This window comes from Thermus thermamylovorans (genome assembly GCF_004307015.1).
Taxonomy (GTDB): domain Bacteria; phylum Deinococcota; class Deinococci; order Deinococcales; family Thermaceae; genus Thermus; species Thermus thermamylovorans.
This window is the reverse complement of sequence record NZ_SIJL01000005.1, coordinates 146,322-171,757: the sequence shown is the minus strand read 5'-3', so window position 1 is coordinate 171,757 and position 25,436 is coordinate 146,322. Positions and strand designations below refer to the sequence as shown.

The following is a 25,436-nucleotide window of genomic DNA, read 5'->3' as shown; positions in this document are numbered from 1 at the left end:
GTGGGGGCCGGGGTGGTCACCAAAATCCTGGAGTGAGGTGGGGCATGCCCAAGATCCGCATCAAGCTGCGGGGCTTCGACCACAAGACCCTGGACGCCTCGGCCCAGAAGATCGTGGAGGCCGCTAGGCGCTCCGGGGCCCAGGTCAGTGGCCCCGTGCCCCTGCCCACCCGGGTGCGGCGCTTCACCGTGATCCGGGGCCCCTTCAAGCACAAGGACTCCCGGGAGCACTTTGAGCTCCGCACCCACAACCGCCTGGTGGACATCCTGAACCCCAACCGCAAGACCATCGAGAGCCTCATGTCCTTGGACCTGCCCACCGGGGTGGAGATCGAGATCAAGACCGTGGGAGGTGGCAAGTGAAGGGCATCCTGGGCACCAAGGTGGGCATGACCCGGATCTACCGGGAGGACCGGGCCATCCCCGTCACCGTGATCCTGGCCGGGCCCTGCCCCGTGGTGGGGCGGCGCACCCCGGAGAAGGACGGGTACACCGCGGTGCAGCTGGGCTTCCTGCCTCAGAACCCCAAGCGGGTGAACCGGCCCATGAAGGGGCACTTCGCCAAGGCGGGGGTGGCCCCGGTGCGCTTCCTCAAGGAGATCCGCGGCTTCAGCCCCGAGGGGGACGTGGTGACGGTGGAGATCTTCCGGCCCGGGGAACGGGTGGACGTGACCGGGACCTCCAAGGGGAGGGGCACCGCAGGGGTGATGAAGCGCTGGAACTTCGCGGGCGGCCCCGACTCCCACGGCGCCCACAAGATCCACCGCCACCCGGGCTCCATCGGCAACCGCAAGACCCCGGGCCGGGTCTACAAGGGCAAGCGGATGGCCGGCCGCTACGGGGCGGAGCGGGTCACGGTGATGAACCTCGAGGTGGTGGACGTGATCCCCGAGGAAAACCTGCTTCTGGTCAAAGGCGCCGTCCCCGGGCCCAGCGGGGGCCTCTTGCTGGTGCGCGAGACCAAGAAGGTGGCCCAGTGAAGGAGGGTGCGGTGTACCAGATCCCAGTCCTTTCCTCTTCCGGCAGACGGGAGCTTGCCGCAGAACTGCCCCAGGAGGTGAACCCCCACCTCCTCTGGGAGGTGGTGCGCTGGCAGCTGGCCAAGAGGCGCCGGGGCACCGCCAGCACCAAGACCCGGGGGGAGGTGGCCTACTCGGGCCGCAAGATCTACCCCCAGAAGCACACCGGCCGGGCCCGCCACGGGGACATCGGCGCCCCCATCTTCGTGGGGGGCGGCACCGTCTTCGGCCCCAAGCCCCGGGACTACGGCTACACCCTGCCCAAGAAGGTGCGCAGGGCGGGCCTGGCCATGGCCGTGGCCGACCGGGCCCGGGAGGGGAAGCTCCTCCTGGTGGAGGACTTCGCTGGGGTAAACGGCAAGACCAAGGAGTTCCTGGCCTGGGCTAAGGGTGCGGGGCTCGATGGCTCCGAGAGCGTGCTCCTGGTGGCGGAAAGCGAACCCGTGCGCCGGGCGGCCCGCAACCTTCCCTGGGTGGTGGCCTTGAGCCCCGAAGGGCTCAACGTCTACGACATCCTGCGCACGGAGCGCCTGGTCATGGACCTGAAGGCCTGGGAGGCCTTCCAGGCCCGCTTGGGGGGTGAGGCGTGAAGACCGCCTTCGACGTGATCCTGGCCCCCGTCCTCTCCGAGAAGGCCTACGCCGGCTTCGCCCAAGGCAAGTACGCCTTCTGGGTGCACCCGCGGGCCACCAAGACCGAGATCAAAAACGCGGTGGAGGCCGCCTTCAAGGTCAAGGTGGTGGGGGTGAACACCCTGAGGGTGCGGGGCAAGAAGAAGCGCCTGGGCCGTTACCTGGGCCGGCGCCCCGACCGCAAGAAGGCCATCGTGCAGGTGGCCCCCGGGCAGAAGATCGAGGCCCTGGAGGGCCTCATCTAGACCTCGCCGGGAGGGGAGCCCGGCCCCGATCCGGCAGGGAGGCAAGAGCATGCCGCTTAAGAAGTTCAAACCCTACACCCCAAGCCGCCGCTTCATGGCGGTGGCCGACTTCTCCGAGATCACCAAGACGGAGCCGGAGCGGTCCTTGGTCAAACCCCTGAAGAAGACCGGGGGCCGCAACAACCAGGGCCGCATTACCGCCCGCTTCCGGGGGGGCGGCCACAAGCGGCTCTACCGCATCATCGACTTCCGGCGCTGGGACAAGGCGGGTGTCCCCGCCAAGGTGGCGGCCATCGAGTACGACCCCAACCGCTCCGCCCGCATCGCCCTCCTGCACTACCGGGATGGGGAAAAGCGCTACATCCTCGCCCCGGAGGGGCTAGGGGTGGGGCAGGAGGTGGTGGCGGGGCCCGATGCCCCCATCGCCGTGGGCAATGCCCTTCCCCTGCGCTTCATCCCCGTGGGCACCGTGGTCCACGCGGTGGAGCTGGAGCCCAAGAAGGGGGCCAAGCTGGCCCGCTCCGCCGGCACCGGCATCCAGATCCAGGGCCGGGAGGGGGACTACGTGATCCTCCGCCTCCCCTCCGGCGAGCTCCGCAAGGTGCACGGGGAGTGCTACGCCGCCATCGGGGCCGTGGGCAACCCCGACCACAAGAACATCGTCCTGGGCAAGGCGGGCCGTACCCGTTGGCTCGGCCGCAAGCCCCACGTGCGCGGCGCGGCCATGAACCCGGTGGACCACCCCCATGGGGGCGGCGAGGGCCGGGCGCCCCGGGGCCGTCCCCCGGCCTCCCCCTGGGGCTGGCAGACCAAGGGGCAGAAGACCCGGAAGCGGCGCAAGCCCTCGGGCCGCTTCATCCTCGCCCGGCGCAAGAAGTGAGGTGAGCCATGCCGCGTAGCCTGAAGAAAGGCGTGTTCGTCGATGACCACCTCCTGGAGAAGGTGCTGGAGCTCAACGCCAAGGGGGAGAAGCGGCTCATCAAGACCTGGAGCCGCCGCTCCACCATCGTCCCCGAGATGGTGGGCCACACCATCGCCGTTTACAACGGCAAGCAGCACGTGCCCGTCTACATCACCGAGAACATGGTGGGGCACAAGCTGGGGGAGTTCGCCCCCACCCGCACCTACCGGGGGCACGGCAAAGAGGCCAAGGCCACCAAGAAGAAGTAGCCATGGAAGCGAAAGCCATTGCCCGTTACGTGCGCATCGCCCCCAGGAAGGTCCGGCTGGTGGTGGACCTGATCCGGGGGAAGAGCCTGGAGGAGGCCCGCGCCCTCCTGCGCTACACCCCCAAGCGGGGGGCCCACCACGTGGCCAAGGTGCTGGAGTCCGCTGCCGCCAACGCGGTGAACAACCACGACCTCTTGGAGGACCGGCTCTTCGTGAAGGCGGCCTATGTGGACGAGGGGCCCGCCCTCAAGCGGGTGCTCCCCCGGGCCCGGGGCCGGGCGGACATCATCAGGAAGAAGACCAGCCACATCACGGTGATCTTGGGGGAGAAGCATGGGAAATAAAATCCACCCCATCGGCCTCCGGCTCGGCATCACCCGGGACTGGGAGTCCCGCTGGTACGCCGGCAAGAAAGCCTACCGCCACCTCCTTCTGGAGGACCAGAGGATCCGTGACCTCCTCACCAAAGAGCTCTACCCTGCGGGCCTGGCCCGCATCGACATCGAACGGGCCGCGGACAACGTGGCCGTCACCGTGCACGTGGCCAAGCCCGGGGTGGTCATCGGCCGCGGCGGGGAGAAGATCAAGGTCCTGCGGGACACCCTGGCCAAGGTTACCGGGAGGAACGTGGCCTTAAACGTCCAGGAGATCCACAACCCCAACCTCTCCGCTCCCCTGGTGGCCCAGCGGGTGGCGGAGCAGATCGAGCGCCGCTTCGCCGTGCGCCGCTCCATCAAGCAGGCGGTCCAGCGGGTCATGGAAGCGGGGGCCAAAGGGGCCAAGGTGATCGTCTCCGGCCGCATCGGGGGCGCGGAGCAGGCCCGCACGGAGTGGGCGGCCGAGGGGCGGGTGCCCCTTCACACCCTTCGTGCTAACATAGACTACGGCTTCGCCCTGGCCCGCACCACCTACGGGGTGCTGGGGGTCAAGGCCTATGTGTTCCTGGGCGAGGTGATCGGCGGCCAGAAGGCCAAGGCGCGCCTTGAGGCCCCCAGGTCCGAGGAGCGGCCCCGCCGGCGCCGCCCTGCCGTGCGGGTGAAGAAGGAGGAATGAGGCCATGCTGATGCCCAGGCGCATGAAGTACCGCAAGCAGCACCGGGGTCGCATGAAGGGGGCGGCCAAGGGGGGGGACTACGTGGCCTTCGGGGACTTCGGCCTGGTGGCCATGGAGCCCGCCTGGATCACCGCCCAGCAGATCGAGGCCGCCCGGGTGGCCATGGTGCGCCACTTCCGCCGCGGGGGCAAGATCTTCATCCGCGTCTTTCCCGACAAACCCTACACCAAGAAGCCCTTGGAGGTGCGGATGGGCAAGGGCAAGGGCAACGTGGAGGGGTACGTGGCCGTGGTGCGGCCGGGCCGGGTGATGTTCGAGGTGGCGGGGGTCACGGAGGCCCAGGCCCTGGAAGCCCTGCGCATCGCCGGCCACAAGCTCCCCATCCGGACCAAGATCGTACGGAGGGATGCCTACGATGAAGCCCAGTGAGATCCGCAAGCTCTCCCCAGCGGAGATCGAGAAGCTCTTGCGGGAGAAGAAGCGGGAGCTTATGGACCTCCGCTTCCAGGCCTCCATCGGACAGCTCTCCCAAAACCACCGGGTCCGGGAGGTCCGGCGCCTGATCGCCCGCCTGCTCACCATCTTGCGGGAAAAGAGGAGGCCCCATGCCTAAGAAGGTGCTGACCGGGGTGGTGGTGAGCGACCGGATGCAGAAGACCGTGGCGGTCCTGGTGGAGCGCCAGTTCCCCCACCCCCTCTACGGCAAGGTGATCCGCCGCTCCAAGAAGTACCTGGCCCACGACCCCGAGGAGCGGTACAAGGTGGGGGACGTGGTGGAGATCATCGAGGCCCGGCCCATCTCCAAGCGCAAGCGCTTCCGGGTGCTGCGCCTGGTGGAGGGGGGCAGGCTGGACCTGGTGGAGAAGTACCTGGTCCGGCGCCAGAACTACCAGAGCCTTTCCAAGCGGGGAGGTAAGGCATGATCCAGCCCCAGACCTACCTCGAGGTGGCCGACAACACCGGGGCCCGCAAGATCATGTGCATCCGCGTGCTCAAGGGCTCCAACGCCAAGTACGCCACCGTGGGGGACGTGATCGTGGCCAGCGTCAAGGAGGCCATCCCCCGTGGGGCCGTCAAAGAGGGGGACGTGGTCAAGGCGGTGGTGGTGCGCACCCGGAAGGAGGTCAAGCGCCCCGATGGCTCCGCCATCCGCTTTGACGACAACGCCGCCGTCATCATCAACAACCAGCTGGAGCCCCGCGGCACCCGGGTCTTCGGCCCCGTGGCGCGGGAGCTGCGGGAGAAGGGCTTCATGAAGATCGTCTCCCTGGCGCCGGAGGTGCTCTGATGCGGGCCAAGCTGCACGTAAAAAAGGGGGACACCGTCCTGGTGGCCTCGGGCAAGTACAAGGGCCAGGTGGGGAAGGTGAAAACCGTCCTTCCCCAAAAGGAGGCGGTCATCGTGGAGGGGGTCAACCTGGTCAAGAAGGCGGTGCGGGTGAGCCCCCAGCACCCCCAAGGGGGCTTCGTGGAGCAGGAGGCCCCCCTGCACGCCTCCAAGGTGCGCCCCATCTGCCCCGCCTGCGGCAAGCCCACCCGGGTGCGCAAGAAGTTCCTCGAGGATGGCCGCAAGATCCGGGTCTGCGCCAAGTGCGGCGGGGCCTTGGACGCGGAGGGATAAGATGCCGCTAGAGGTTGCGCTCAAGAAGAAGTACCACGAGGAGGTCCGGCCCGAGCTTATCCGCCGCTTTGGCTACCAGAACGTCTGGGAGGTGCCGAGGCTATTGAAGGTGGTGGTGAACCAGGGCCTGGGGGAGGCCAAGGAGGACGCCCGTATTCTGGAGAAGGCTTCCAAGGAGCTCGCCCTCATCACCGGGCAGAAGCCGGCCATCACCCGGGCCAAGCGGTCCATCTCCAACTTCAAACTGCGCAAGGGGATGCCCATTGGCCTTAGGGTCACCCTGCGCGGCGACCGGATGTGGATTTTCCTGGAGAAGCTCCTCAACGTGGCCCTCCCCCGCATCCGGGACTTCCGGGGGGTGAACCCGGGGAGCTTCGACGGCCGCGGCAACTACAACCTGGGCCTTAAGGAGCAGCTCATCTTCCCCGAGATCACCTACGACATGGTGGACGCCCTACGGGGCATGGACATCGCGGTGGTCACCACCGCCCGGACCGACGAGGAGGCCAAGGCCCTTTTGGAGCTTTTGGGCTTCCCCTTCCGCAGGTGAGGCGAGCATGGCCAGGAAAGCGCTGATCGAAAAGGCCAAGCGTACCCCTAAGTTCAAGGTGCGGGCCTACACCCGCTGCGTGCGCTGCGGGAGGGCCCGGAGCGTCTACCGCTACTTCGGGCTCTGCCGCCTCTGCCTCCGGGAACTTGCCCACAAGGGCCAGCTTCCCGGGGTGCGGAAGGCCAGCTGGTAGGCCGTGGCCGGTCGGGGGGGTTCCCTCGAGACCGCATGGTCCAGGAGTGAGCGAAAAGGAGAGAGGAAATGCTGACCGACCCCATCGCCGACATGCTGACCCGGATCCGGAACGCCACCCGGGTCTACAAGGAGAGCACCGAGGTGCCCGCCTCCCGCTTCAAGGAGGAGATCCTCAAGATCCTGGCGCGGGAGGGTTTCATCAAGGGGTACGAGCGGGTGGAGGTGGGGGACAAGCCCTACTTGCGCATCCACCTGAAGTACGGGCCCAGGCGCCAGGGGCTGGATCCCCGCCCTGAGCAGGTCATCAACCACATCCGCCGCATCAGCCGCCCCGGGCGGCGGGTGTACGTGGGGGTCAAGGAGATCCCGAGGGTGCGCCGGGGTCTGGGGATCGCCATCCTGTCCACCCCCAAGGGGGTTCTCACCGACCGGGAGGCCCGGCGGCTAGGGGTGGGCGGCGAGCTCATCTGCGAGGTGTGGTGATGTCCAGGATCGGCAGGCTTCCCATTCCTTTGCCCAAGGGGGTCACGGTGGAGGTGGCCCCGGGGCTCGTGAAGGTGAGGGGCCCCAAGGGCGAGCTTTCCGTGCCCGTTTCCCCGGAGATGCGGGTGGTGGTGGAGGGGAGCGTGGTCCGGGTGGAGCGCCCCTCGGACGAGCGCCGCCACAAGAGTCTTCACGGGCTTACCCGCACCCTGATCGCCAACGCGGTCAAGGGGGTCTCCGAGGGGTACGTGAGGGAGCTACTCATCAAGGGCATCGGCTACCGGGCGAGGCTGGCGGGCCGGGCGGTGGAGCTCACCGTGGGCTTCAGCCATCCGGTGGTGGTGGAGCCCCCCGAAGGGATCACCTTCGAGGTGCCCGAGCCCACGAGGATCCGCGTCCTGGGCATCGACAAGCAGAGGGTGGGCCAGGTGGCCGCCAACCTCAGGGCCGTCAAAAAGCCCAGCGCCTACCACGAGAAGGGCATCTACTACGCGGGCGAACCCGTCCGCCTCAAGCCCGGCAAGGCCGGGGTAAAGAAGTAGGGGGGAGCATGGCACGGCTTACCGCGTTGGAGCGCCGCACCTTCCGGGTGCGCAACCGCGTCAAGCGCGCGGGGAGGCTAAGGCTTTCCGTGTTCCGCAGCCTCAAGCACATCTACGCCCAGATCATCGACGACGAGAGGGGCGAGACCCTGGTGGCGGAGTCCAGCCTGGCCCTGAAGCTCAAGGGCAACAAGACCGAGGTGGCCCGGCAGGTGGGGCGGGCCCTGGCGGAAAAGGCCCTGGCCAGGGGCATCAGGCAGGTGGCCTTTGACCGCGGGCCCTACAAGTACCACGGCCGGGTGAAGGCCCTGGCGGAGGGCGCCCGGGAAGGGGGCCTGGAGTTCTAGGGAGGGAGCATGCCCGAGACCGACTTTGAGGAGAAGATGATCCTGGTGCGGCGCACCGCCAAGACCTACCAGGGGGGCCGCCGCTTCCGCTTCGGGGCCTTGGTGGTGGTGGGGGACCGGCAGGGCCGGGTGGGCCTGGGCCTGGGCAAGGCCAAGGAGGTACCCCTGGCGGTGCAGAAGGCGGGGTACTACGCCCGCCGCCACATGGTGGAGGTGCCCCTCATGAACGGCACCATCCCCCACGAGATCGAGGTGGAGTACGGAGCCTCCAAGATCCTCCTCAAGCCCGCGGCCCCCGGCACGGGGGTGATTGCCGGGGCGGTGCCCCGGGCCATCCTGGAGCTCGCCGGGGTCACCGACATCCTCACCAAGGAGCTGGGCAGCCGCAACCCCATCAACATCGCCTACGCCACCATGGAGGCCCTCAAGAGGCTCCAGACTAGGGAGGACGTGGAGCGCCTCAGGAAAGGCGGGGAGGAGTGATGGCCAGGCTGAAGGTCAAGCTGGTGAAGAGCCCCATCGGTTACCCCAAGGACCAGAAGGCGGCTCTGAAGGCCTTGGGGCTGACCCGGATGCACAGGGAGCGGGTCTTTGAAGACCATCCGGCCATCCGGGGCAACATCCAGAAGGTGGCCCACCTGGTGCGGGTGGAGGTGGTGGAATGAAGCTTACCGACCTGAAACCCAACCCTGGGGCCAACCGGCGGCGCAAGCGGGTGGGCCGGGGCCCCGGGTCCGGCCATGGCAAGACGGCCACCCGCGGTCACAAGGGCCAGAAATCCCGCTCCGGTGGCCTCAAGGACCCCCGCCGCTTCGAGGGCGGCCGTTCCACCACCCTCATGCGCCTGCCCAAGCGGGGCATGCAGGGCCAGGTACCCGGGGAGATCCGGCGGCCCAAATACCAGGGGGTGAACCTGCGGGACCTTGCCCGCTTCGAGGGGGAGGTGACCCCGGAAGCTCTGGTCCAGGCGGGGATCCTGAAGAAGGGCTACCGGCTTAAGGTGCTGGGTGAGGGTGAGGCCAAGGCCCTCAGGGTGGTGGCCCACGCCTTCTCCAAAAGCGCCCTGGAGAAGCTGAAGGCCGCGGGCGGCGAACCCGTCCTCCTGGAGGCCTGAGATGCTGAAGGCCTTCCGGAGCGCTCTAGCCATCCCCGAGCTTCGCCAACGCATCCTCTTTACCCTCCTTGTGCTCGCCGCCTACCGGCTGGGGGCCTTCATCCCCACCCCGGGGGTGGACCTGGACAAGATCCAGGAGTTCCTGCGCACCGCCCAGGGGGGGGTCTTCGGCATCATCAACCTCTTCTCCGGCGGCAACTTCGAGCGCTTCTCCATCTTCGCCCTGGGGATCATGCCCTACATCACCGCAGCCATCATCATGCAGCTTCTGGTCAACGTGGTCCCCGCCTTGGAGAAACTCTCCAAGGAAGGCGAGGAGGGTCGCCGCGTCATCACCCAGTACACCCGCATCGGCGGCATCGCTCTGGGGGCCTTTCAGGGCTTCTTCCTGGCCACGGCTTTTCTCGGGGCCGATGGCGGCCGCTTCCTCCTGCCCGGCTGGACCCCGGGCCCCTTCTTCTGGCTGGTGGTGGTGGTCACCCAGGTGGCGGGGATCGCCCTCCTCCTCTGGATGGCGGAGCGGATCACCGAGTACGGGGTGGGGAACGGCCCTAGCGTGATCATCTTCGCCGGGATCGTGGTGGAGTGGCTGCCCCAGATCCTGCGCACCGTGGGCCTCATCCGCACGGGGGAGGTGAACCTGGTGGCTTTCCTCTTCTTCCTGGCCTTCATCGTCCTGGCCTTCGCCGGGATGGCCGCGGTGCAGCAGTCGGAGCGAAGGATCCCCGTCCAGTACGCCCGCAAGGTGGTGGGCCGCCGGGTCTACGGGGGACAGGCCACCTACATCCCCATCAAGCTGAACGCCGCCGGGGTGATCCCCATCATCTTCGCCGCCGCCATCCTGCAGATCCCCATCTTCCTCACCGCCCCCTTCCAGGACAACCAGATCCTGCAGGCCATCGCCCGCTTCTTCGATCCCACCCGGGCCTCGGGCCTGATCATCGAGGTGCTCCTCATCATCCTCTTCACCTACGTGTACACCGCGGTGCAGTTCGACCCCCGGCGCATCTCGGAAAGCCTGCGGGAGTACGGGGGGTTCATCCCCGGCATCCGTCCCGGGGAACCCACGGTGAAGTTCCTGGAACATATCGTCAGCCGCCTCACCCTCTGGGGGGCCCTTTTCCTGGGGCTGGTGGCCGCCCTGCCCCAGGTCATCCAGAACCTCACCGGGGTCCAAAGCATCGCCTTCTCCGGCATCGGCCTCCTCATCGTGGTTGGGGTTTCCCTGGACACCCTCAGGCAGATCGAGAGCCAGCTCATGCTCCGCAACTACGAGGGGTTCCTCTCCAAGGGCCGCATCCGCGGCCGCACGCGCTAGGAGGGATGATGGGCGAAGCGGTGATCTTCTTAGGGCCGCCGGGGGCGGGCAAGGGCACCCAAGCGGCCAGGCTGGCGGAGGAGCTGGGCTTCAAGAAGCTTTCCACCGGGGACCTCCTGCGGGACCACGTGGCCCGGGGCACCCCCCTGGGCCAGGAGGTGAAGCCCATCATGGACCGGGGGGACCTGGTGCCGGACGCGCTCATCCTGGCCCTCATCCGGGAGGAGCTCGCCGAGCGGGTGATCCTGGACGGCTTCCCCCGCACCCTCCCCCAGGCGGAGGCCCTGGACCGGCTCCTGCAGGAGACGGGTACCCGCCTCCTCGGCGTGGTGCTGGTGGAGGTGCCCGAGGGGGAGCTCCTCCGGCGCATGCTCCGGCGGGCCGAGCTGGAGGGCCGCTCCGACGACAACGAGGAGACCATCCGCCGTAGGCTGGAGGTCTACCGGGAGAAGACGGAACCCCTGGTGCGCTACTACGAGGGGAGGGGTGCCCTCCGGCGGGTGGAGGGCCTGGGCACCCCCGACGAGGTCTACGCCCGCATCCGGGAGGCTTTGGGCATCTGATGGCCGTCAAGCTGAAAAGCCCCTGGGAGGTCGAGCGCATGCGGGAGGCAGGGGCCCTCCTCACCGAGGTGATGGAGGAGGTGGCCCGCCACGTGGCCCCGGGGATCACCACCAAGGAGCTGGACCGGATCGCCTACGAGGCCATCCGTAGGCGCAAGGCCAGGCCCGCCTTCCTGGGGCTTTACGGCTTCCCCGCCACCCTCACCGCCTCGGTGAACGAGGTGGTGGTCCACGGCATCCCCTCGGAGGAGCCCCTGGAGGAGGGGGACATCCTCTCCGTGGACGTGGGCCTCCTCTACGGGGGCTTCGCCGCGGACATGGCCCGCACCTTCCCCGTGGGCCGGGTTTCCCCGGAGGCGGAAAGGCTCATCCGGGATACCGAGGCCGCCTTCTGGGAGGGGATGCGGTACCTCCGCCCGGGCTTCCGCATCGGGGACGTGGCCCACGCGGTGCAGCGCTTTCTGGAAAGCCGGGGCTACGGGGTGGTGCGGGAGTTCGTGGGGCACGGGGTGGGGCGGGAGATCCACGAGGACCCTCAGGTCCCCAACTTCGGCAAGCCGGGCACGGGCCCCAAGATCCGCCCCGGCATGACCCTGGCCCTCGAGCCCATGGTCACCTTACGCCCGGCCCCTGTGGTAATATTGGAAGATGGCTGGACGGCGAGCGCCGGAAGGGGCAACCTCGCCGCCCACTACGAGAACACCGTCTTGGTGACGGAGGAAGGCCCGGAGCTCCTCACCGGGGTTCCCCTGGTGCGGGCAGGGTAGGAGGGGTATGGCGAAGGAGAAGGACACCATTCGGGCGGAAGGCGTGGTCACCGAGGCCCTGCCCAACACCACCTTTCGGGTAAAGCTGGACTCGGGACCGGAGATCCTGGCCTACATCTCGGGTAAGATGCGCATGCACTACATCCGCATCCTCCCTGGGGACCGGGTGGTGGTGGAGATCACCCCTTACGACCCCACGCGGGGCCGCATCGTCTACCGGAAGTAGGAGGCGCCATGAAGGTAAGGGCTTCGGTCAAAAAGATGTGCGAGAAGTGCAAGGTGGTGCGCCGGCACGGCCGGGTGTACGTGATCTGCCAAAACCCCAAGCACAAGCAGCGGCAGGGGTAGGGAGGGACCGTGGCGAGGATCGCAGGGGTGGAGATTCCCAGGAACAAGCGGGTGGACGTGGCCCTCACCTACATCTACGGGGTGGGGCCCGCACGGGCCAAGGAGGCCCTGGAGAAGGTGGGCATCGACCCGGCCACCCGGGTCAAGGATCTCAGCGAGACCGAGGTGGTGCGGCTCCGCGAGTACGTGGAGAACGCCTGGAAGCTGGAGGGGGAGCTTAGGGCCGAGGTGGCCGCCAACATCAAGCGCCTCATGGACATCGGCTGCTACCGGGGCCTCCGCCACCGCCGGGGCCTGCCGGTGAGGGGCCAGCGCACCCGCACCAACGCCCGCACCCGCAAGGGCCCCCGCAAGACCGTGGCGGGGAAGAAGAAGGCCCCCAGGAAGTAGCCCCCTAGGGCCAGAGGATACTCCAAGAGGGAGAGTATGGCCAGAAAGACGACGAAGAAAAAGGTCAAGCGGCAGGTGGCCAGCGGTAAGGCTTACATCCACGCCTCCTACAACAACACCATCGTCACCATCACCGATCCCGAGGGCAACCCCATCACCTGGTCCTCGGGCGGGGTTATCGGCTACAAGGGGAGCCGCAAGGGCACGCCTTACGCCGCCCAGCTTGCGGCCATGGACGCCGCCAAGAAGGCCATGGCCTACGGTATGGGGAGCGTGGACGTGGTGGTCCGGGGCACCGGGGCGGGCCGGGAGCAGGCCATAAGGGCCCTGCAAGCCTCGGGCCTCCAGGTGAAGTCCATCGTGGACGACACCCCCGTGCCCCACAACGGCTGCCGGCCCAAGAAGAAGTTCCGCAAGGCCTCGTAAGGAGTTGGGAGAAGATGGGTCGCTATATTGGACCAGTTTGCCGCCTCTGCCGCCGGGAAGGGGTCAAGCTCTACCTGAAGGGGGAAAGGTGCTACAGCCCTAAGTGCGCCATGGAGCGCCGCCCCTACCCCCCGGGCCAGCACGGCCAGCGTCGGGCGCGCCGCCCCTCCGACTACGCGGTGCGCCTCCGGGAGAAGCAGAAGCTCCGCCGCATCTACGGGATCTCGGAAACCCAGTTCCGGAACCTCTTCGAGGAGGCCAGCCGCAAAAAGGGGGTCACGGGCACCGTCTTCCTGGGCCTCCTGGAGTCCCGCCTGGACAACGTGGTCTACCGGCTGGGCTTCGCCAGCAGCCGCCGCCAGGCCCGGCAGATGGTGCGCCACGGCCACATCACGGTAAACGGCCGCCGGGTGGACCTGCCCGCCTACCGGGTGAGGCCGGGGGACGAGATCGCCATCGCCGAGGGGAGCCGGAACCTGGCCTTCATCCGGGAGAACCTCGAGGCCATGAAGGGCCGCAAGGTAGGCCCCTGGCTCTCCCTGGACCCGGAGGCCATGAAGGGCAGGTTCCTGCGCCTGCCCGACCGGGAGGATCTGGCCTTGCCCGTGAACGAGCAGCTGGTGATCGAGTTCTACTCCAGGTGACCCGGAGGGGCCTGGCCCTGCCGGGCCCCGTCAGCGAGGAGGCCTATGCTAGAGAGCAAGCTGAAAGCCCCGGTCTTCACGGTGCGCACCCAGGGGCGGGAGTACGGGGAGTTCGTCCTGGAGCCCTTAGAACGGGGCTTTGGCGTCACCCTGGGCAACCCCTTGCGGCGCATCCTCCTTTCCTCCATCCCCGGGACGGCGGTCACCAGCGTCTACATCGAGGACGTCCTCCACGAGTTCTCCACCATCCCCGGGGTCAAGGAGGATGTGGTGGAGATCGTCTTGAACCTCAAGGAACTGGTGGTCCGCCTGCTGGACCCCAAGGTCCAGACCGCCACCCTGGTCCTCCGCGCCGAGGGCCCCAAGACGGTGCGGGCGGCGGACTTCACCGTGCCCCCGGACGCGGAGATCCTGAACCCCGACCTCCCCATCGCCACCCTGGAGGAGGGGGGGCGGCTTTACATGGAGGTGCGGGTGGACCGGGGCGTGGGGTACGTGCCCGCGGAGCGCCACGGCATCAAGGACCGCATCAACGCCATCCCCGTGGACGCCCTCTTCTCCCCGGTGCGCCGGGTGGCCTTCCAGGTGGAGGACACCCGCCTGGGCCAGCGCACCGACCTGGACAAGCTCACCCTCCGGGTCTGGACGGACGGCTCCGTCACCCCCCTGGAGGCCCTCAACCAGGCGGTGGAGATCCTGAGGGAGCACCTCTCCTACTTCGCCAACCCCCAGGCCACGGCCCTGGCCCCCGCGGAGGCCCCTCAGCCGGAGAGGGGGGAGAAGGAGGAGGAGGACTTCCCCTTGGAGGAGCTCGGCCTTTCCACCCGGGTGCTCCACAGCCTCAAGGAGGAGGGGATTGAGTCCGTGCGGGCCCTCCTGGCCCTCAACCTCAAGGACCTCAAGAACATCCCCGGCATAGGGGAGAGGAGCCTAGAGGAGATCCGCGAGGCCCTGGCCAAGCGGGGCTTCGCCCTGAAGGAGTGAGACCATGCGCCACCTGAAATCTGGAAGGAAGCTCGGCCGCCACTCCGCCCACCGCCTGGCCCTCTACCGCAACCAGGCCAAGAGCCTCCTGGCCCACGGGCGCATCACCACCACCCTGCCCAAGGCCAAGGAGCTCACCGGCTTCATCGACCACCTCATCCACCTGGCCAAGCGGGGGGATCTGCACGCCCGCCGCCTGGTGCTCCGCGACCTGCAGGACGTCAAGCTCACCCGCAAGCTCTTCGACGAGATCGCCCCCAGGTACCAGGACCGCCCCGGAGGGTACACCCGGGTGCTGAAGCTGGCGGAGCGCCGCCGGGGGGATGGGGCCCCCTTGGCCCTGGTGGAGCTGGTGGAGTAGCGCTACCCCACGCGGAGCGAGGTCCGCGTGGGGCCCTGCAGCCAGCGGGGCACCCTCTCCCCTGGGCGAGGCGGTGGGGGCCTAGCGGCCAGGGGCCTCAGCCTTTTTCTCCGTCCGCAGGGCCGTCCGCAGGGCCCAGGCGCCTGAGGAGCTGGTCCTCCAGCTCCCCGATGTAGGCGGCCAGGGTGTTGCCGTGCCGCTCCAGGGTTTCCAGGAGGCGGGCCTCGAGGGCCCGGATCTCCTCCCTCTCCGCCTCCCCCAGGCGGGCGAGCTCGGCCTCCAGGTACCGCCTGAGTTCGCTGTAGCGGCTCTGCTCTGCCTCCTCGGCCAGCTTCTTGTAGTGGAGAAGCTCCCGGGCGTAGCGCCTCACCTCCAAGAGGGCCGCGGTTTCCAAGCCGAGGGTAAAGATCAGGTAGAGGAGGGAGACCACCCCCAGGGCCACCACCAGCACCAGGCCCAGGGGGGCCTGCACCCGGGTGAGGCCCAGGGAGAGGGAGGTGGGCTTTGTGATCTCCCCCCAGTTGAGCCAGGCGAAGAGGGCGAGGAGGAGGAGGAGCAAAAGGGCAAAGAGGGTGCGCGCGCTCATAGGTCGGCCTCCATAGGGCACCTTGGGGGATTATACTCTCTGCCCGTGGGCTACCTGTACCTGCTCCTGGCGGCCTCCCTCTGGGGGCTCATCGGGCCCGTGAGTCGGCTGGCCTTCCAGGAGGGACTTCCTCCCCTTGGGGTGGCCTTCTTCCGGGCCCTCATCGCCTGGGCCTTCTTCGGCCTCCACGCCCTCCTCCTCCGCCAGGTGCGGGTGGAGCCCAAAGACCTCCCGGCCCTCCTCCTCTTCGGCCTGGTGGGGGTTGCCCTTTTCTACGGGGCGTACCAGCTTGCCGTGGGCTACGGGGGGGCGGCCTTGGCCTCGGTCCTCCTCTACACCGCCCCCGCCTGGGTGGCCTTGCTCTCCTTCCTGGTGCTGAAGGAGCCCCTGGACCGCCTGGGGCTTCTCGCCGTGGCCCTCACCCTCCTGGGGGTGGCCCTGATGGGCCTAGGCGGGGGGAGCGGGGTGCGGGCCGGGCCCCTGGCCCTCTTCTTCGGCCTCCTTTCCGGCTTCACCTATGCCCTCTACTACATCTTCGGCAAGCTCTACCTGCCCCGCTACGCCACCCCTACCCTCTTCCTCTACGCCCTGCCCGTGGGGGCCTTGGGGCTTTTGCCCTTCGCGGAGTTCGCCCCCTTGAGCCGGGAGGCCCTCCTCGCCCTCCTCTTTCTCGGGGCCTTCTCCACCTACGGGGCCTATCTGGCCTACTACGCAGGGCTTAGGCGCTTGCCCGCCACCCGGGCCAGCGTGGTGGCCACCCTGGAGCCCGTGGTGGCCAACCTCTTCGCCTTCCTCCTCTTTCGGGAAGTGCTTTCCCCCTTGGGCTACCTGGGGGCCTGTCTGGTGCTCCTCGCCGTCCTCCTCACGGTGCGGCGGTAGACTCGGGGCATGAAGCGCTTCCATGCCCTAACCCTCCTCCTGGCCCTGGCCTTCGCCCAGGGCCACGACCCGGGGGACCCCGCCCAGTTCTCCGCCCTGCCCCAGGGGTACGCGGTGCGCTTCCAGGCGGGGGCGGGGGAGGTGCGGGAGGCCCACCTCCTCCAGGAAGGGCGGGCCTGGCCCATGGCCCGGCAGCTTTCCCTCCCGGGGCGGGAGGTCTGGCGGGGGGTTCTCCCCGAGGCCCGGCCCTACCAGATCCGCCTGCGCACCCCGGAAGGGGAGCGGCTCCTCGGCCCCTTCCTCCCCCCTTCCACCCCTTTCCGGGCCCTCCCCTGGCTGGAGGGGCGGGTGGGGTACCAGATCTTCCCCGACCGTTTCTATAACGGCGATCCCGGCAACGACCATCTGGCCCTGGAGTACAACGAGTTCCGCTACAACCAGGTCTGGCAGGAGCGGGGCGGGCCCAGGCCCCACCTCTCCCGCTGGGAGGATCCCCCGGGGCCCATGCACTGCTGCCACCAGTACTACGGCGGCGACCTGCAGGGGATTTTGCGGCAGCTTCCCTACCTGGCGGAGCTGGGCGTGAGCCTCCTCTACCTGAACCCCATCTTCCTGGCGGGGAGCGCCCACGGCTACGACGTCCACGACCCCTTGCGGGTGGCCCCCCACCTGGGGGACGAGGCCCTCTTGGCAGAGCTCCTGCGGCGGGCCGAGGCCCTGGGCATCCGGGTGGTCTTCGACTTCGTCCCCAACCACACGGGGCTGGGCTTCTTCGCCTTCCAGGACGTGGTGCGGCGTGGGCCTGCCTCCCCTTACTGGAACTGGTACTTCATCCGGCGCTACCCCTTCCGCCCCGGGGACCCCACGGCCTACGAGAGCTGGTGGGGGGTGGCCAGCCTGCCCAAGCTGAACACCCTGAACCCGGAGGTCCAGGCCTACCTCTTCGGGGTGGCGGAGCGCTGGGTGCGCTTCGGCTTCCGGGGGGTGCGGGTGGACGCTCCCCTGGAGCTTCTGAACGCCGAAGCCTTCTTCCAGGAGCTGAGGCGGCGCCTGCGGGCGGTGGACCCCGAGGTCTACCTGGTGGGGGAGATCTGGGAGCGGGCGCCTCGCTGGGTGCGGGGGGACACCTTTGACAGCCTCATGAACTACGCCCTGGGCCGGGACATCGTCCTGCGCTACGCCCAGGGGCTCCACCCCGCCCTCTTCGGGGGGCCCAGGGCCCTGAGGGAGCTGGCGGAGCTTTACGCCCTCTACCCCGAGGCCGCCGCGGCCATGGGCTTCAACCTGGTGAGCTCCCACGACACCTCCCGCCTCCTCTCCGACCTGAGGGGCGACCGGGACCGGGCCCGGCTGGCCCTGGCCCTCCTCTTCGCCCTCCCCGGGGTGCCCGTGGTCTGGCAGGGGGAGGAGTGCGCCCTTCTGGGGGAGCGGGAGCCCCACGACCTCCAGCGGCGCCCCCTCCCCTGGGAGGCCTGCTCGGGGGAGATGCGGGCTTACGTGGCGGCCTTGGCCAGTCTCAAGCGGGAGGAACCCGCCCTGCGGGCGGGGGCTTTCGCCACCCACCTGGCCGAGGGGCCCCTCCTCTCCTTCTGGCGGGGGCAGGGGGAGGAGGCCCTGCTCCTGGCCTTCAACAACGGGCAGGCTCCCGAGGTTCTGCCCCTGCCCCCCGGCGCATGGCGGGACCTCCTCACGGGAAAGCGCTTCTTGGGCCAGGCGGAGGTGCCCGGGGTGGGGGCCCTTTACCTCAAGAGGGCCTCCAGGTAGGGCCGCCAGTCTGCGGGGATCTCCCTCAGGTCGGAAAGAAAAAGGGGCGCCTTGGGCGCCCGGGGGGGCCTGAGGAGGCGCATCCCCGCCTCCTCGGGGGTGCGGTCCCCCTTCCTCAGGTTGCAGGGGCGGCAGGCGGCCACCAGGTTGTCCCAGCTGCTCTTGCCTCCCCGGCTTCGGGGCAGGACGTGGTCCACGGTGAGGTCGCCCCCCTGCCGGCCGCAGTACTGGCAGGTGTAGCGGTCCCGCCTCAGGACGTTGCGGCGGTTTAGAGGGGTGCGGCTCGGGCCTCGGCGCACCAGGCGCTTCAGGCGGATCACGCTGGGCACGGGGATCCGGGTGGAGGGGGTGTGCAGGTGGCGGCCGCTTTCCGCAAGGGCCTCCGCCCCCCCGGAGAGCACCAGGAGGACGCTTCGCTTGATGCTGCAAAGGCCCAGGACCTCGTACCCGGCGTTGAGGACCAGGACCTGCGGGGCGTCCAGGTCCAGGGGTTTTTCGCCGCCCACCCCCACCCCTTCAGGATAGCAGAGGCCCCCGCTTGGAGGTTTTCCTTCCCCCTGTGCTATGCTAGGGGCAACGGCGGGTTGGGAGGCCCTTATGATGCGACCCTTTTCCAAACTCCTGGTCCTCCTCGGGGGCGGGCTCGTCCTGGCTCAGCCCGCCCTGGAGCAGGCGGAAGCCCTGTTGCGGGCAGGCCAGTATGGGCAGGCGGTCCTCCTGTACGAGGACCTCTTGGCCCGGGACTACGGCCGCCTCGAGGCCCACCTGGGCCTGGGGGTGGCCCTCTTCCGCCTGGGCCGGCTGGAGGAGGCCCGCTTCGCCTTCGACCAGATGGTGCGGGTCTTCCCCGAGCGCTACGAGGGCCACTTCAACCTGGGCCAGGTCCTCCTGCGCCTGGGCCGGCCGGGGGAGGCCGCGGAGGCCCTCGCCCGGGCGGTGGCCCTGCGGCCCACCGAGGAGGCCCACCTAGCCCTGGCCAGCGCCCTCAGCCAGGCGGGCCGCCCCCGAGAGGCGGCGGAGGCCTTGAGGCGGGGGCTCACCCCGGAGCGGAGTCCCGCCTACCGCCTGGCCCTGGCCCAGGCCCTCTACGCCTCCGGGGCGCGGGCGGAGGCGGTCCCCGTCCTCTACGGCCTCCTGAACCAGGACCCCGGGGTGGCCGAGGCCTGGGACCTCCTGGCCCGCATCCTGGCGGAGGAGGGCCTCAGGGAGCGGGCCCTCAGGGAGCTGGACCGGGGGCTCCAGGCGGTGGCGGGCCCCGCCAGGGCCCGCCTCCTCCTGCGCAAGGCCCTCCTCTCCGAGGCCCCCGAGCCCCTCCTGCGGGAGGCCTACGCCCTGGACCCCTCCCTCTGGGAGGCGGCCTACCTCTTGGGCCAAAGGCGGCTGGGGGCGGGGGACGCCCGGGGGGCCTTGCCCCACCTCCTCGCCGCCTACCGGGCGGCCCCCGAGCCCCAGGTGGCCCTGGGCTTGGCTGCGGCCTACCTGCGGCTCGGCGATGCCGCCAGCGCCTACCGCTATGCCGCCGAGGCCGGGCCTCCGGGGACCTTCCTCCAGGCCCAGGCCGCCTACGCCCTGGGGCGGCGGGCCGAGGCCCTGGCCCTCCTGGAGGGGGCCTCGGGGGCGGAGGCCCAGGCCCTGCGGGGGGCCATCCTCCTGGAGCTGGGCCGGGCGGAGGAGGCGGTGGCCGTTCTGGGCCCCCTGCACCGGGCAGGGGGGGGTCCTGAAGTGGGGGCCAACCTGGCCGCGGGCCTTTTGGCCCTGAGGCGCTTCGGTGAGGCGGAGCTGGTCCTCAGGGAGGTGCTGGCGGCAGCTCCCCGGCTGGCCGCCGCCTGGTACAACCTGGGCCTGGCCCTCCTGGGCCTGGCCCGGGAGGCGGAGGCGGAGCGGGCCCTCAGGCAGGCCGCCGCCTTGGGTTCCCAGGAGGCCCAGGCCCTCCTCAGGAGGTAGGATGGGCTGGTTGCGGGACAACTGGCTGGACCTCTTCATCTTTCTCCTCATCGCCCTCGTGGCCGCGGGCATCGTCCTCTACCTCACCGGGATCAACCCCTTTGCCCGGCCCCAGGGGGCCCCTTCCCCCTCCCCGGCCCCCATCGCGCCCCGACCAGCCCCCCCGGCGGCGGAGGGGCCGCCCGAACCCCTGGTCACGGTCATCCCCCTGCCCGAGGCCCCCAGGGAGCCGCCGCCCGCAACCCCTCCCCAGCCTGCGCCCCCTCCGGCCCCTGCGGTCCCATCCCCTGCTCCTGCGGCCCCGCCCGCTCCTGCGGGGGGGGCCTTCCGGGTGGCGGTGGGGGCCTTCGCCGACCCGGAGAACGCCCTCCGGCTCCAGCGGGAGCTGGTGCGGCAAGGCTACCCGGCCCGGTTAGAGCCCGCAGGCAACCTGACCCGGGTGGTGGTGGGCCCCTACGCCTCCGAGGCCGAGGCCCGGCGGGTGGCCCAGGCCCTCGCCGCCTACGGGCCCCAGGTCTACCGGGGCCAGGGGGCGGCCCCCCCGGCGGCGGGGCAGGTCTACTTCCAGGTGGGAGCCTTCGCCCGCGAGGAGAACGCCCTGGCCCTGGCCGCCCGCCTCCGGGAGGCAGGCTTGCCGGTGGTCCTGGCCAGGGACGGGGTCTTCCGGGTGCGGGTGGGGCCGGTGGCCGAGGGGGAACGGCAGGCGGTGCGGTCCAGGCTGGAGGCCATGGGCCTGGAGGTCTTGGAGGTGCGATGAAGGTTCCCAGCGCCGCCATCAGCCGCCTGGTCACCTACCTGCGCATCCTGGAGGAGCTGGAGGCCAAGGGGGTCCACCGCACCAGCTCCGAGCAGCTCGCCGAGGAGGCCCAGGTGACGGCTTTTCAGGTGCGCAAGGACCTCTCCTACTTCGGCTCCTACGGCACCCGGGGGGTGGGCTACACCGTAGCGGTGCTCAAGCGGGAGCTGCGCCACATCCTGGGCTTGAGCCGCCGCTGGGGGCTTGCCATCGTGGGCATGGGCCGCCTGGGCAGCGCCCTGGCCGACTACCCGGGGTTCGGGGAGACCTTTGAGCTCCGAGGTTTTTTTGACGTGGACCCGGAGAAGATCGGCCGCCCGGTGCGGGGCGGGGTGATCGAGCCCATGGACCTCCTGCCCCAAAGGGTGCCGGGGCGCATCGAGATCGCCCTCCTCACCGTGCCCCGGGAAGCGGCCCAGGAGGCGGCCGACCGCCTGGTGGCCGCGGGGATCAAGGGCATCCTCAACTTCGCCCCCACGGTGCTGGAGGTGCCCAAGGAGGTGGCGGTGGAGAACGTGGACTTCCTGGCGGGCCTGGCCCGGCTCAGCTTTGCTATACTGAATCCCAAGTGGCGAGAGGAGATGATGGGGTGAGATTATGAAAACGCTCAAGCTGCTAGCAGGCGTTCTGGNCAAGTGGCGAGAGGAGATGATGGGATGAAGGGGTTAGCAGTTCGCTTCGGTTTCGGGTTGATGCTCTTGGGACTCGCAGGGTGCAGCAACTTCTTCGAGGGGGGTATTGCCTTCAGCGGACCCACGGTTCTGGTTTCGCGGGAAAACCTCTCCTTTAAAACAGAAACAGACCAAAACGGCAACACCACTTACACCTACAGCTACCAAATCGTGCTCTACTCCCTGCCCGGCTCGGGCGTGGGCATAGTGGAGCTTCTGGACGCTTCGAACAACCAGGTGGAGTCGCCTTTCCTTATCCCCCAGTCCTGCCCACCCGCCAACACGGACCCATGCGGCCCGTATACCCGGCAGGTGGACAAAAGCTCCCCTACACCCCTTTCGCCTGTCCAGGCGGTTAAGTACCGGTCGATCTCCCCCAACGGTCAGGAAAAGGTACTTTCGTTGCCGGCGCCGATAGAGCTTTACTGATCCTAGGGCTATACTGGGGGGCGTGACGGTCCTTGCCGACCTCGAGGCCCCCCTGCTCCGCTTTGAGGAGGCCCTTTCCGAGCTGGTCCAGTCCGACGTCCTTTTCGTGCGCCTCATCCACCAGGACCTGGTGACCGCAGGGGGGAAGCGCATCCGCCCCCGGCTGGTCTTCCTGGCCTCGAGGGCCATCGGGGGGGCTCCCTTTGAGTTGGAGCTGGCCCTGGCGGTGGAGCTCCTCCACTCCGCCACCCTGCTCCACGACGACCTCATCGACGACGCCGAGACGCGGCGGGGCAAGGAGGCCGCCTTCCGCAAATACGGCAACGCGGTGAGCGTCCTCTCCGGGGATTTCCTCCTTTCCCGGCTCCTCCACGTGATCGCCAGGACCGGGCGCATGGAGCTGGTGGAGCGCTTTGCGGAGGTGGCCCGGACCCTGAGCGAAGGGGAGGTCCTGCAGTTCCAGGTGGCGGCCCTGGAGGACTACTCCCTGGAGAACTACGAGAGGATCATCACCGCCAAGACCGCGGTCCTGATGGAGCTCTGCACGGAAGGCCCCGCCCTCCTCAAGGGGGTGGACGGGGGGGTGCGCCAGGCCCTGGCCCGCTTCGGCCTCCTCTACGGCCAGGCCTTCCAGATGCGGGACGACTACCTGGACCTCCTGGGCACCCCCGAGCGCCTGGGCAAGCCCGTGGGGGGGGACCTGAGGGAGGGCAAGGCCACCTTAGCCACCCTTCTCCTCATGGAGCGCTTCCCCGAGGTGCGGGAGGTCCTGCGCCGCCGGGGGCAGGAGCCGGGCGACCTGGAGCGGCTAAGGGCCCTGGCCCGGGAGAGCGGGGTGGCGGAGGAGGTGGAAAGGCGCATCCGCGAGCGGGCCCGCCTGGCGGCGGAGGCCCTAAAGCCCCTCCCTGACTCCCCCTACAAGGAGGCCCTGCGGGAGCTGGCCCTGAGGGAGGCGGAAAGGCTCTCTTGAGGGCCCTTCGCCCTCCCTGGGCGGGGTATAATCCCCCAGGGTGATGCTATGGCTCTTCCCGCCTACCGGCCCCCGGAGGACCCCGGCCTCTGGGAGGCCTTTTTGGAGCGACTAGAGAAAACCCTGAGGGTGGCGGAGATCCACCCCACCACGGTGGAGTACCTGGCCCACCCCAAGCGCCTGGTCACGGTCTCCCTACCTGTGGTCATGGACGACGGCAAGGTGCGGGTCTTCCAGGGGTACCGGGTGGTGCACGACATCGCCCGGGGCCCGGCCAAGGGGGGGGTGCGCCTGGACCCCCGGGTGACCCTGGGGCAGACCGCGGGCCTGGCCGCCTGGATGACCCTGAAGGCGGCCGTCTACGACCTGCCCTTCGGCGGTGCCGCTGGGGGGATCGCCGCCGACCCCAGGCTCCTCTCCCGCAGGGAGCTTGAGCGCCTGGTGCGGCGCTACACCGCCGAGCTCGTCAACCTCATCGGCCCGGACACCGACATCCTGGGCCCCGATCTGGGCACGGACCAGCAGGTGATGGCCTGGATCATGGACACCTACTCCATGACCGTGGGCTCCACCGTACCCGGGGTGGTGACGGGGAAGCCCCACGCCCTGGGGGGCACCGAGGGCCGGGACGACGCCGCCGGGCTCGGGGTGGCCCTGGTCCTCAAGGAGCTCGCGGAAAGGCGGGGCCTGCCCCTTGCGGGGGCTAAGGTGGCGGTGCAGGGCTTCGGCCAGGTGGGGGGAAGCTTTGCCCTGCACGCGGAGGGGATGGGCCTCCAGGTGGTGGCGGTGTCCACGGGGCGGGGGGCCATGTACCGGGAGGGGGGCCTTCCCGTGGCCGAGGTCCTCCGCCACTACGAGGCCGCCGGGGACCTGCCCCGCTACGACCTGGCGCCAGAGGAGCTCTTCGCCCTGCCCGTGGACTACCTGGTCCTGGCGGCCCTGGAGGGTGCCCTGGACGGGGAAGGGGCCAAGGCGGTGCGGGCCCAGGCGGTTCTGGAGGCCGCCAACTTCGGCCTCACCCCGGAGGCCGAGGCCTACCTCCTGGGCAAGGAAGTCCTGGTGGTTCCTGACCTCCTCACGGGGGGCGGGGGGCTTTTGGCCAGTTACCTGGAGTGGGTGCAGGACCTCAACATGTTCTTCTGGAGCGCGGAGGAGGTGCGGCAAAGCTTTAGGAGGAGCGTGGCCAAAGCGGTGGCCGAGGTATGCGCCAGGGCGGAAGCCCTGGGCGCGGACCTGCGCACCGGGGCCATGGTCCTGGCCTTGGAGCGGGTCAACGAGGCCACCCGGCTTCGCGGCGTTTACCCCTGATCGAGGAGTGCTGATGAAGCGTGAGCCCCTTTCCTATCTGGGCAAGGACGGCGGCCCCTGGGAGATCTTCACCGAGCAGGTGGACCGGGTAGTCCCTTACCTGGGGCGGTACGCCCCCCTGGCGGAGAGCCTCAAAAGGCCCAAGCGGGTCCTCATCGTGGACGTGCCCATCCACCTGGACGACGGCACCGTGGCCCACTTCGAGGGGTACCGGGTCCACCACAACACCGCCCGCGGCCCCGCCAAGGGGGGGGTGCGCTACCACCCCGAGGTTACCCTCTCCGAGGTCATGGCCCTGGCCGCCTGGATGACCATCAAAAACGCTGCCGTGGATCTGCCTTACGGGGGCGGCAAGGGAGGGATCCGGGTGGACCCCAGAAGGCTTTCCGTGCGGGAGCTGGAGCGGCTCACCCGACGCTACACCTCCGAGGTGGGCCCCCTCCTGGGCCCCGACCGGGACATCCCTGCCCCCGACGTGAACACCGGGGAACGGGAGATGGCCTGGATGATGGACACCTTTTCCATGAACGTGGGCCGGACCGCCCCCGGGGTGGTGACGGGGAAGCCCATCGCCTTAGGGGGCTCCCTGGGACGGCGGGACGCCACCGGACGGGGGGTCTTCGTCACCGCCGCCGCGGCGGCGGAGAAGATCGGCCTTCCCATCCAGGACAGCCGGGTGACCCTGCAGGGCTTCGGCAACGTGGGGAGCGCCGCCGCCCGCATCTTCCATGACCACGGGGCCCGGGTCATCGCCGTGCAGGACCACACGGGCACGGTCTACAACGAGGCGGGGATCGACCCTTATGACCTCCAGCGGCACGTGGCCGAGTACGGGGGCGTGCGGGGTTACCCCAAGGCCGAGCCCCTGCCCAATCCGGAGTTCTGGGCGGTGCCCACGGAGTTCCTCGTCCCCGCCGCCCTGGAGAAGCAGATCACGGAGCAAAACGCCTGGCGCATCCAGGCCCGGATCGTGGCCGAGGGGGCCAACGGCCCCACCACCCCTGCCGCCGACGACATCCTGCAGGAGAAAGGGGTCCTGGTGGTGCCGGACGTGATTGCCAACGCCGGGGGCGTCACGGTGAGCTACTTCGAGTGGGTGCAGGACTTCAACTCCTACTTCTGGACGGAGGAGGAGATCAACGCCCGCCTGGAGCGGGTTCTTAGGAACGCCTTTGAGGCGGTGTGGCAGGTGGCGAAGGAGAAGAGGATCTCCTTGCGCACCGCTGCCTACGTGGTGGCGGCCACCCGGGTCCTCGAGGCCCGGGCCTTGCGGGGCCTTTACCCTTAGGAATGCCGGAGGCCGGTGGGCGAAGGGGCG

The 25,436-nt window shown here is 69.4% G+C and carries 42 protein-coding genes; 40 read left to right on the top strand and 2 right to left on the bottom strand.

Annotated elements, in window-relative coordinates:
* Positions 1-44 precede the first annotated feature (44 nt).
* The 31 genes from rpsJ to rplQ all read left to right on the top strand — a co-directional run bounded on the left by rpsJ (position 45) and on the right by rplQ (position 14,771).
* Positions 45-362: a 30S ribosomal protein S10 gene (rpsJ, locus tag ETP66_RS05760; RefSeq protein ID WP_014514873.1), complete on the top strand. Its 318-nt coding sequence runs from the start codon at positions 45-47 to the stop codon at positions 360-362.
* A complete protein-coding gene (gene rplC / locus ETP66_RS05755; protein WP_130841460.1) occupies positions 359-979 on the top strand; it encodes a 50S ribosomal protein L3 in 621 nt (206 codons plus the stop codon). The genes rpsJ and rplC overlap by 4 nt, the downstream gene beginning before the upstream one ends.
* An 11-nt stretch (positions 980-990) precedes the next feature.
* The gene (rplD, locus tag ETP66_RS05750) at positions 991-1,608 is read left to right on the top strand and encodes a 50S ribosomal protein L4 (protein ID WP_130841458.1); all 618 of its coding nucleotides are present in this window, start codon (positions 991-993) and stop codon (positions 1,606-1,608) included.
* On the top strand, positions 1,605-1,895 hold the full coding sequence (locus ETP66_RS05745) for a 50S ribosomal protein L23 (RefSeq protein WP_130841456.1): 291 nt from the start codon (positions 1,605-1,607) through the stop codon (positions 1,893-1,895). Before rplD ends, ETP66_RS05745 begins: the two co-directional genes overlap by 4 nt.
* Positions 1,896-1,944: 49 nt before the next feature.
* A complete protein-coding gene (rplB, locus tag ETP66_RS05740; RefSeq protein WP_130841454.1) occupies positions 1,945-2,775 on the top strand; it encodes a 50S ribosomal protein L2 in 831 nt (276 codons plus the stop codon).
* A gap of 8 nt (positions 2,776-2,783) precedes the next feature.
* Positions 2,784-3,065, top strand: a complete 282-nt coding sequence (gene rpsS, locus ETP66_RS05735) for a 30S ribosomal protein S19 (RefSeq protein ID WP_011173711.1) — start codon at positions 2,784-2,786, stop codon at positions 3,063-3,065.
* Between the two features lie 2 nt (positions 3,066-3,067).
* Positions 3,068-3,409, top strand: coding sequence for a 50S ribosomal protein L22 (rplV, locus tag ETP66_RS05730; RefSeq protein ID WP_130841452.1), 342 nt, complete (start codon positions 3,068-3,070; stop codon positions 3,407-3,409).
* A complete protein-coding gene (rpsC, locus tag ETP66_RS05725; RefSeq protein WP_130841450.1) occupies positions 3,399-4,118 on the top strand; it encodes a 30S ribosomal protein S3 in 720 nt (239 codons plus the stop codon). Before rplV ends, rpsC begins: the two co-directional genes overlap by 11 nt.
* Before the next feature lie 4 nt (positions 4,119-4,122).
* On the top strand, positions 4,123-4,548 hold the full coding sequence (gene rplP / locus ETP66_RS05720) for a 50S ribosomal protein L16 (protein WP_130841448.1): 426 nt from the start codon (positions 4,123-4,125) through the stop codon (positions 4,546-4,548).
* Positions 4,535-4,732: a 50S ribosomal protein L29 gene (gene rpmC / locus ETP66_RS05715; protein ID WP_130841446.1), complete on the top strand. Its 198-nt coding sequence runs from the start codon at positions 4,535-4,537 to the stop codon at positions 4,730-4,732. The genes rplP and rpmC overlap by 14 nt, the downstream gene beginning before the upstream one ends.
* Positions 4,725-5,042, top strand: coding sequence for a 30S ribosomal protein S17 (rpsQ, locus tag ETP66_RS05710; RefSeq protein ID WP_130841444.1), 318 nt, complete (start codon positions 4,725-4,727; stop codon positions 5,040-5,042). Before rpmC ends, rpsQ begins: the two co-directional genes overlap by 8 nt.
* Entirely contained in the window at positions 5,039-5,407 is a 369-nt protein-coding gene (gene rplN, locus ETP66_RS05705) for a 50S ribosomal protein L14 (protein ID WP_130841442.1), read from the top strand. The genes rpsQ and rplN overlap by 4 nt, the downstream gene beginning before the upstream one ends.
* The gene (rplX, locus tag ETP66_RS05700; protein ID WP_130841441.1) at positions 5,407-5,739 is read left to right on the top strand and encodes a 50S ribosomal protein L24; all 333 of its coding nucleotides are present in this window, start codon (positions 5,407-5,409) and stop codon (positions 5,737-5,739) included. The genes rplN and rplX overlap by 1 nt, the downstream gene beginning before the upstream one ends.
* Before the next feature lies 1 nt (position 5,740).
* Positions 5,741-6,289 (top strand): 50S ribosomal protein L5, encoded by a 549-nt coding sequence (gene rplE / locus ETP66_RS05695; RefSeq protein WP_130841439.1) that lies wholly within the window; start codon positions 5,741-5,743, stop codon positions 6,287-6,289.
* 7 nt (positions 6,290-6,296) lie between these two features.
* A complete protein-coding gene (locus tag ETP66_RS05690; protein ID WP_038048041.1) occupies positions 6,297-6,482 on the top strand; it encodes a type Z 30S ribosomal protein S14 in 186 nt (61 codons plus the stop codon).
* Between the two features lie 68 nt (positions 6,483-6,550).
* Positions 6,551-6,967 (top strand): 30S ribosomal protein S8, encoded by a 417-nt coding sequence (rpsH, locus tag ETP66_RS05685; protein ID WP_130841437.1) that lies wholly within the window; start codon positions 6,551-6,553, stop codon positions 6,965-6,967.
* Complete coding sequence (gene rplF, locus ETP66_RS05680) at positions 6,967-7,509, top strand: 50S ribosomal protein L6 (protein WP_130841435.1); 543 nt, start codon at positions 6,967-6,969, stop codon at positions 7,507-7,509. The genes rpsH and rplF overlap by 1 nt, the downstream gene beginning before the upstream one ends.
* 8 nt (positions 7,510-7,517) lie before the next feature.
* Positions 7,518-7,856 carry a 50S ribosomal protein L18 gene (gene rplR, locus ETP66_RS05675; RefSeq protein ID WP_130841433.1) on the top strand — a complete coding sequence of 113 codons (339 nt, stop codon included), beginning with the start codon at positions 7,518-7,520 and terminating at the stop codon, positions 7,854-7,856.
* 9 nt (positions 7,857-7,865) lie between these two features.
* Positions 7,866-8,339, top strand: a complete 474-nt coding sequence (gene rpsE / locus ETP66_RS05670) for a 30S ribosomal protein S5 (protein ID WP_130841432.1) — start codon at positions 7,866-7,868, stop codon at positions 8,337-8,339.
* Positions 8,339-8,521: a 50S ribosomal protein L30 gene (gene rpmD, locus ETP66_RS05665; protein ID WP_130841430.1), complete on the top strand. Its 183-nt coding sequence runs from the start codon at positions 8,339-8,341 to the stop codon at positions 8,519-8,521. The genes rpsE and rpmD overlap by 1 nt, the downstream gene beginning before the upstream one ends.
* Positions 8,518-8,970, top strand: a complete 453-nt coding sequence (rplO, locus tag ETP66_RS05660; protein WP_130841428.1) for a 50S ribosomal protein L15 — start codon at positions 8,518-8,520, stop codon at positions 8,968-8,970. Before rpmD ends, rplO begins: the two co-directional genes overlap by 4 nt.
* 1 nt (position 8,971) lies before the next feature.
* Complete coding sequence (secY, locus tag ETP66_RS05655; RefSeq protein ID WP_130841426.1) at positions 8,972-10,288, top strand: preprotein translocase subunit SecY; 1,317 nt, start codon at positions 8,972-8,974, stop codon at positions 10,286-10,288.
* Between the two features lie 8 nt (positions 10,289-10,296).
* On the top strand, positions 10,297-10,851 hold the full coding sequence (locus ETP66_RS05650) for an adenylate kinase (RefSeq protein WP_130841424.1): 555 nt from the start codon (positions 10,297-10,299) through the stop codon (positions 10,849-10,851).
* On the top strand, positions 10,851-11,618 hold the full coding sequence (gene map / locus ETP66_RS05645; RefSeq protein ID WP_130841422.1) for a type I methionyl aminopeptidase: 768 nt from the start codon (positions 10,851-10,853) through the stop codon (positions 11,616-11,618). Before ETP66_RS05650 ends, map begins: the two co-directional genes overlap by 1 nt.
* A gap of 7 nt (positions 11,619-11,625) precedes the next feature.
* Complete coding sequence (gene infA / locus ETP66_RS05640) at positions 11,626-11,844, top strand: translation initiation factor IF-1 (protein ID WP_003043942.1); 219 nt, start codon at positions 11,626-11,628, stop codon at positions 11,842-11,844.
* 8 nt (positions 11,845-11,852) lie between these two features.
* A complete protein-coding gene (rpmJ, locus tag ETP66_RS05635; RefSeq protein ID WP_130841421.1) occupies positions 11,853-11,966 on the top strand; it encodes a 50S ribosomal protein L36 in 114 nt (37 codons plus the stop codon).
* Positions 11,967-11,975: 9 nt separating this feature from the next.
* Positions 11,976-12,356 carry a 30S ribosomal protein S13 gene (gene rpsM, locus ETP66_RS05630; protein ID WP_130841419.1) on the top strand — a complete coding sequence of 127 codons (381 nt, stop codon included), beginning with the start codon at positions 11,976-11,978 and terminating at the stop codon, positions 12,354-12,356.
* Between the two features lie 36 nt (positions 12,357-12,392).
* A complete protein-coding gene (gene rpsK, locus ETP66_RS05625; RefSeq protein ID WP_130841417.1) occupies positions 12,393-12,782 on the top strand; it encodes a 30S ribosomal protein S11 in 390 nt (129 codons plus the stop codon).
* Between the two features lie 14 nt (positions 12,783-12,796).
* Positions 12,797-13,426, top strand: a complete 630-nt coding sequence (rpsD, locus tag ETP66_RS05620; RefSeq protein WP_130841415.1) for a 30S ribosomal protein S4 — start codon at positions 12,797-12,799, stop codon at positions 13,424-13,426.
* 45 nt (positions 13,427-13,471) lie between these two features.
* Positions 13,472-14,410, top strand: coding sequence for a DNA-directed RNA polymerase subunit alpha (locus tag ETP66_RS05615; RefSeq protein WP_130841413.1), 939 nt, complete (start codon positions 13,472-13,474; stop codon positions 14,408-14,410).
* A gap of 4 nt (positions 14,411-14,414) precedes the next feature.
* Positions 14,415-14,771, top strand: coding sequence for a 50S ribosomal protein L17 (gene rplQ / locus ETP66_RS05610; protein WP_130841411.1), 357 nt, complete (start codon positions 14,415-14,417; stop codon positions 14,769-14,771).
* Between the two features lie 97 nt (positions 14,772-14,868).
* Here the strand turns inward: rplQ and ETP66_RS05605 are convergent, their stop codons facing one another.
* On the bottom strand, positions 14,869-15,357 hold the full coding sequence (locus ETP66_RS05605; protein ID WP_130841409.1) for a DNA cytosine methyltransferase: 489 nt from the start codon (positions 15,355-15,357) through the stop codon (positions 14,869-14,871).
* 45 nt (positions 15,358-15,402) lie between these two features.
* Here ETP66_RS05605 and ETP66_RS05600 point away from each other — a divergent pair, with 45 nt between their 5' ends.
* Both ETP66_RS05600 and ETP66_RS05595 read left to right on the top strand, forming a co-directional pair.
* Positions 15,403-16,236 (top strand): DMT family transporter, encoded by an 834-nt coding sequence (locus ETP66_RS05600; protein ID WP_130841407.1) that lies wholly within the window; start codon positions 15,403-15,405, stop codon positions 16,234-16,236.
* A gap of 9 nt (positions 16,237-16,245) precedes the next feature.
* Complete coding sequence (locus tag ETP66_RS05595) at positions 16,246-18,000, top strand: glycoside hydrolase family 13 protein (protein ID WP_130841405.1); 1,755 nt, start codon at positions 16,246-16,248, stop codon at positions 17,998-18,000.
* On the opposite strand, the gene ETP66_RS05590 is transcribed toward ETP66_RS05595, so the two are convergent.
* Positions 17,976-18,488, bottom strand: coding sequence for an HNH endonuclease (locus tag ETP66_RS05590; RefSeq protein ID WP_130841476.1), 513 nt, complete (start codon positions 18,486-18,488; stop codon positions 17,976-17,978). The genes ETP66_RS05595 and ETP66_RS05590 overlap by 25 nt on opposite strands.
* A gap of 109 nt (positions 18,489-18,597) precedes the next feature.
* Here ETP66_RS05590 and ETP66_RS05585 point away from each other — a divergent pair, with 109 nt between their 5' ends.
* From ETP66_RS05585 to ETP66_RS05555, 7 genes are all read left to right on the top strand, one after another.
* Positions 18,598-19,944 (top strand): tetratricopeptide repeat protein, encoded by a 1,347-nt coding sequence (locus ETP66_RS05585; protein WP_130841403.1) that lies wholly within the window; start codon positions 18,598-18,600, stop codon positions 19,942-19,944.
* A 1-nt stretch (position 19,945) separates the two neighbouring features.
* A complete protein-coding gene (locus ETP66_RS05580; RefSeq protein WP_130841401.1) occupies positions 19,946-20,701 on the top strand; it encodes an SPOR domain-containing protein in 756 nt (251 codons plus the stop codon).
* A complete protein-coding gene (locus tag ETP66_RS05575) occupies positions 20,698-21,333 on the top strand; it encodes a redox-sensing transcriptional repressor Rex (protein ID WP_130841399.1) in 636 nt (211 codons plus the stop codon). The genes ETP66_RS05580 and ETP66_RS05575 overlap by 4 nt, the downstream gene beginning before the upstream one ends.
* 63 nt (positions 21,334-21,396) lie before the next feature.
* Positions 21,397-21,840, top strand: a complete 444-nt coding sequence (locus tag ETP66_RS05570; protein ID WP_130841397.1) for a hypothetical protein — start codon at positions 21,397-21,399, stop codon at positions 21,838-21,840.
* Positions 21,841-21,862: 22 nt separating this feature from the next.
* Positions 21,863-22,810 carry a polyprenyl synthetase family protein gene (locus ETP66_RS05565; protein WP_130841395.1) on the top strand — a complete coding sequence of 316 codons (948 nt, stop codon included), beginning with the start codon at positions 21,863-21,865 and terminating at the stop codon, positions 22,808-22,810.
* Between the two features lie 48 nt (positions 22,811-22,858).
* Positions 22,859-24,118 (top strand): Glu/Leu/Phe/Val family dehydrogenase, encoded by a 1,260-nt coding sequence (locus ETP66_RS05560; protein WP_130841393.1) that lies wholly within the window; start codon positions 22,859-22,861, stop codon positions 24,116-24,118.
* A 13-nt stretch (positions 24,119-24,131) separates the two neighbouring features.
* Positions 24,132-25,406 carry a Glu/Leu/Phe/Val family dehydrogenase gene (locus ETP66_RS05555; protein ID WP_130841391.1) on the top strand — a complete coding sequence of 425 codons (1,275 nt, stop codon included), beginning with the start codon at positions 24,132-24,134 and terminating at the stop codon, positions 25,404-25,406.
* Positions 25,407-25,436: the final 30 nt, after the last annotated feature.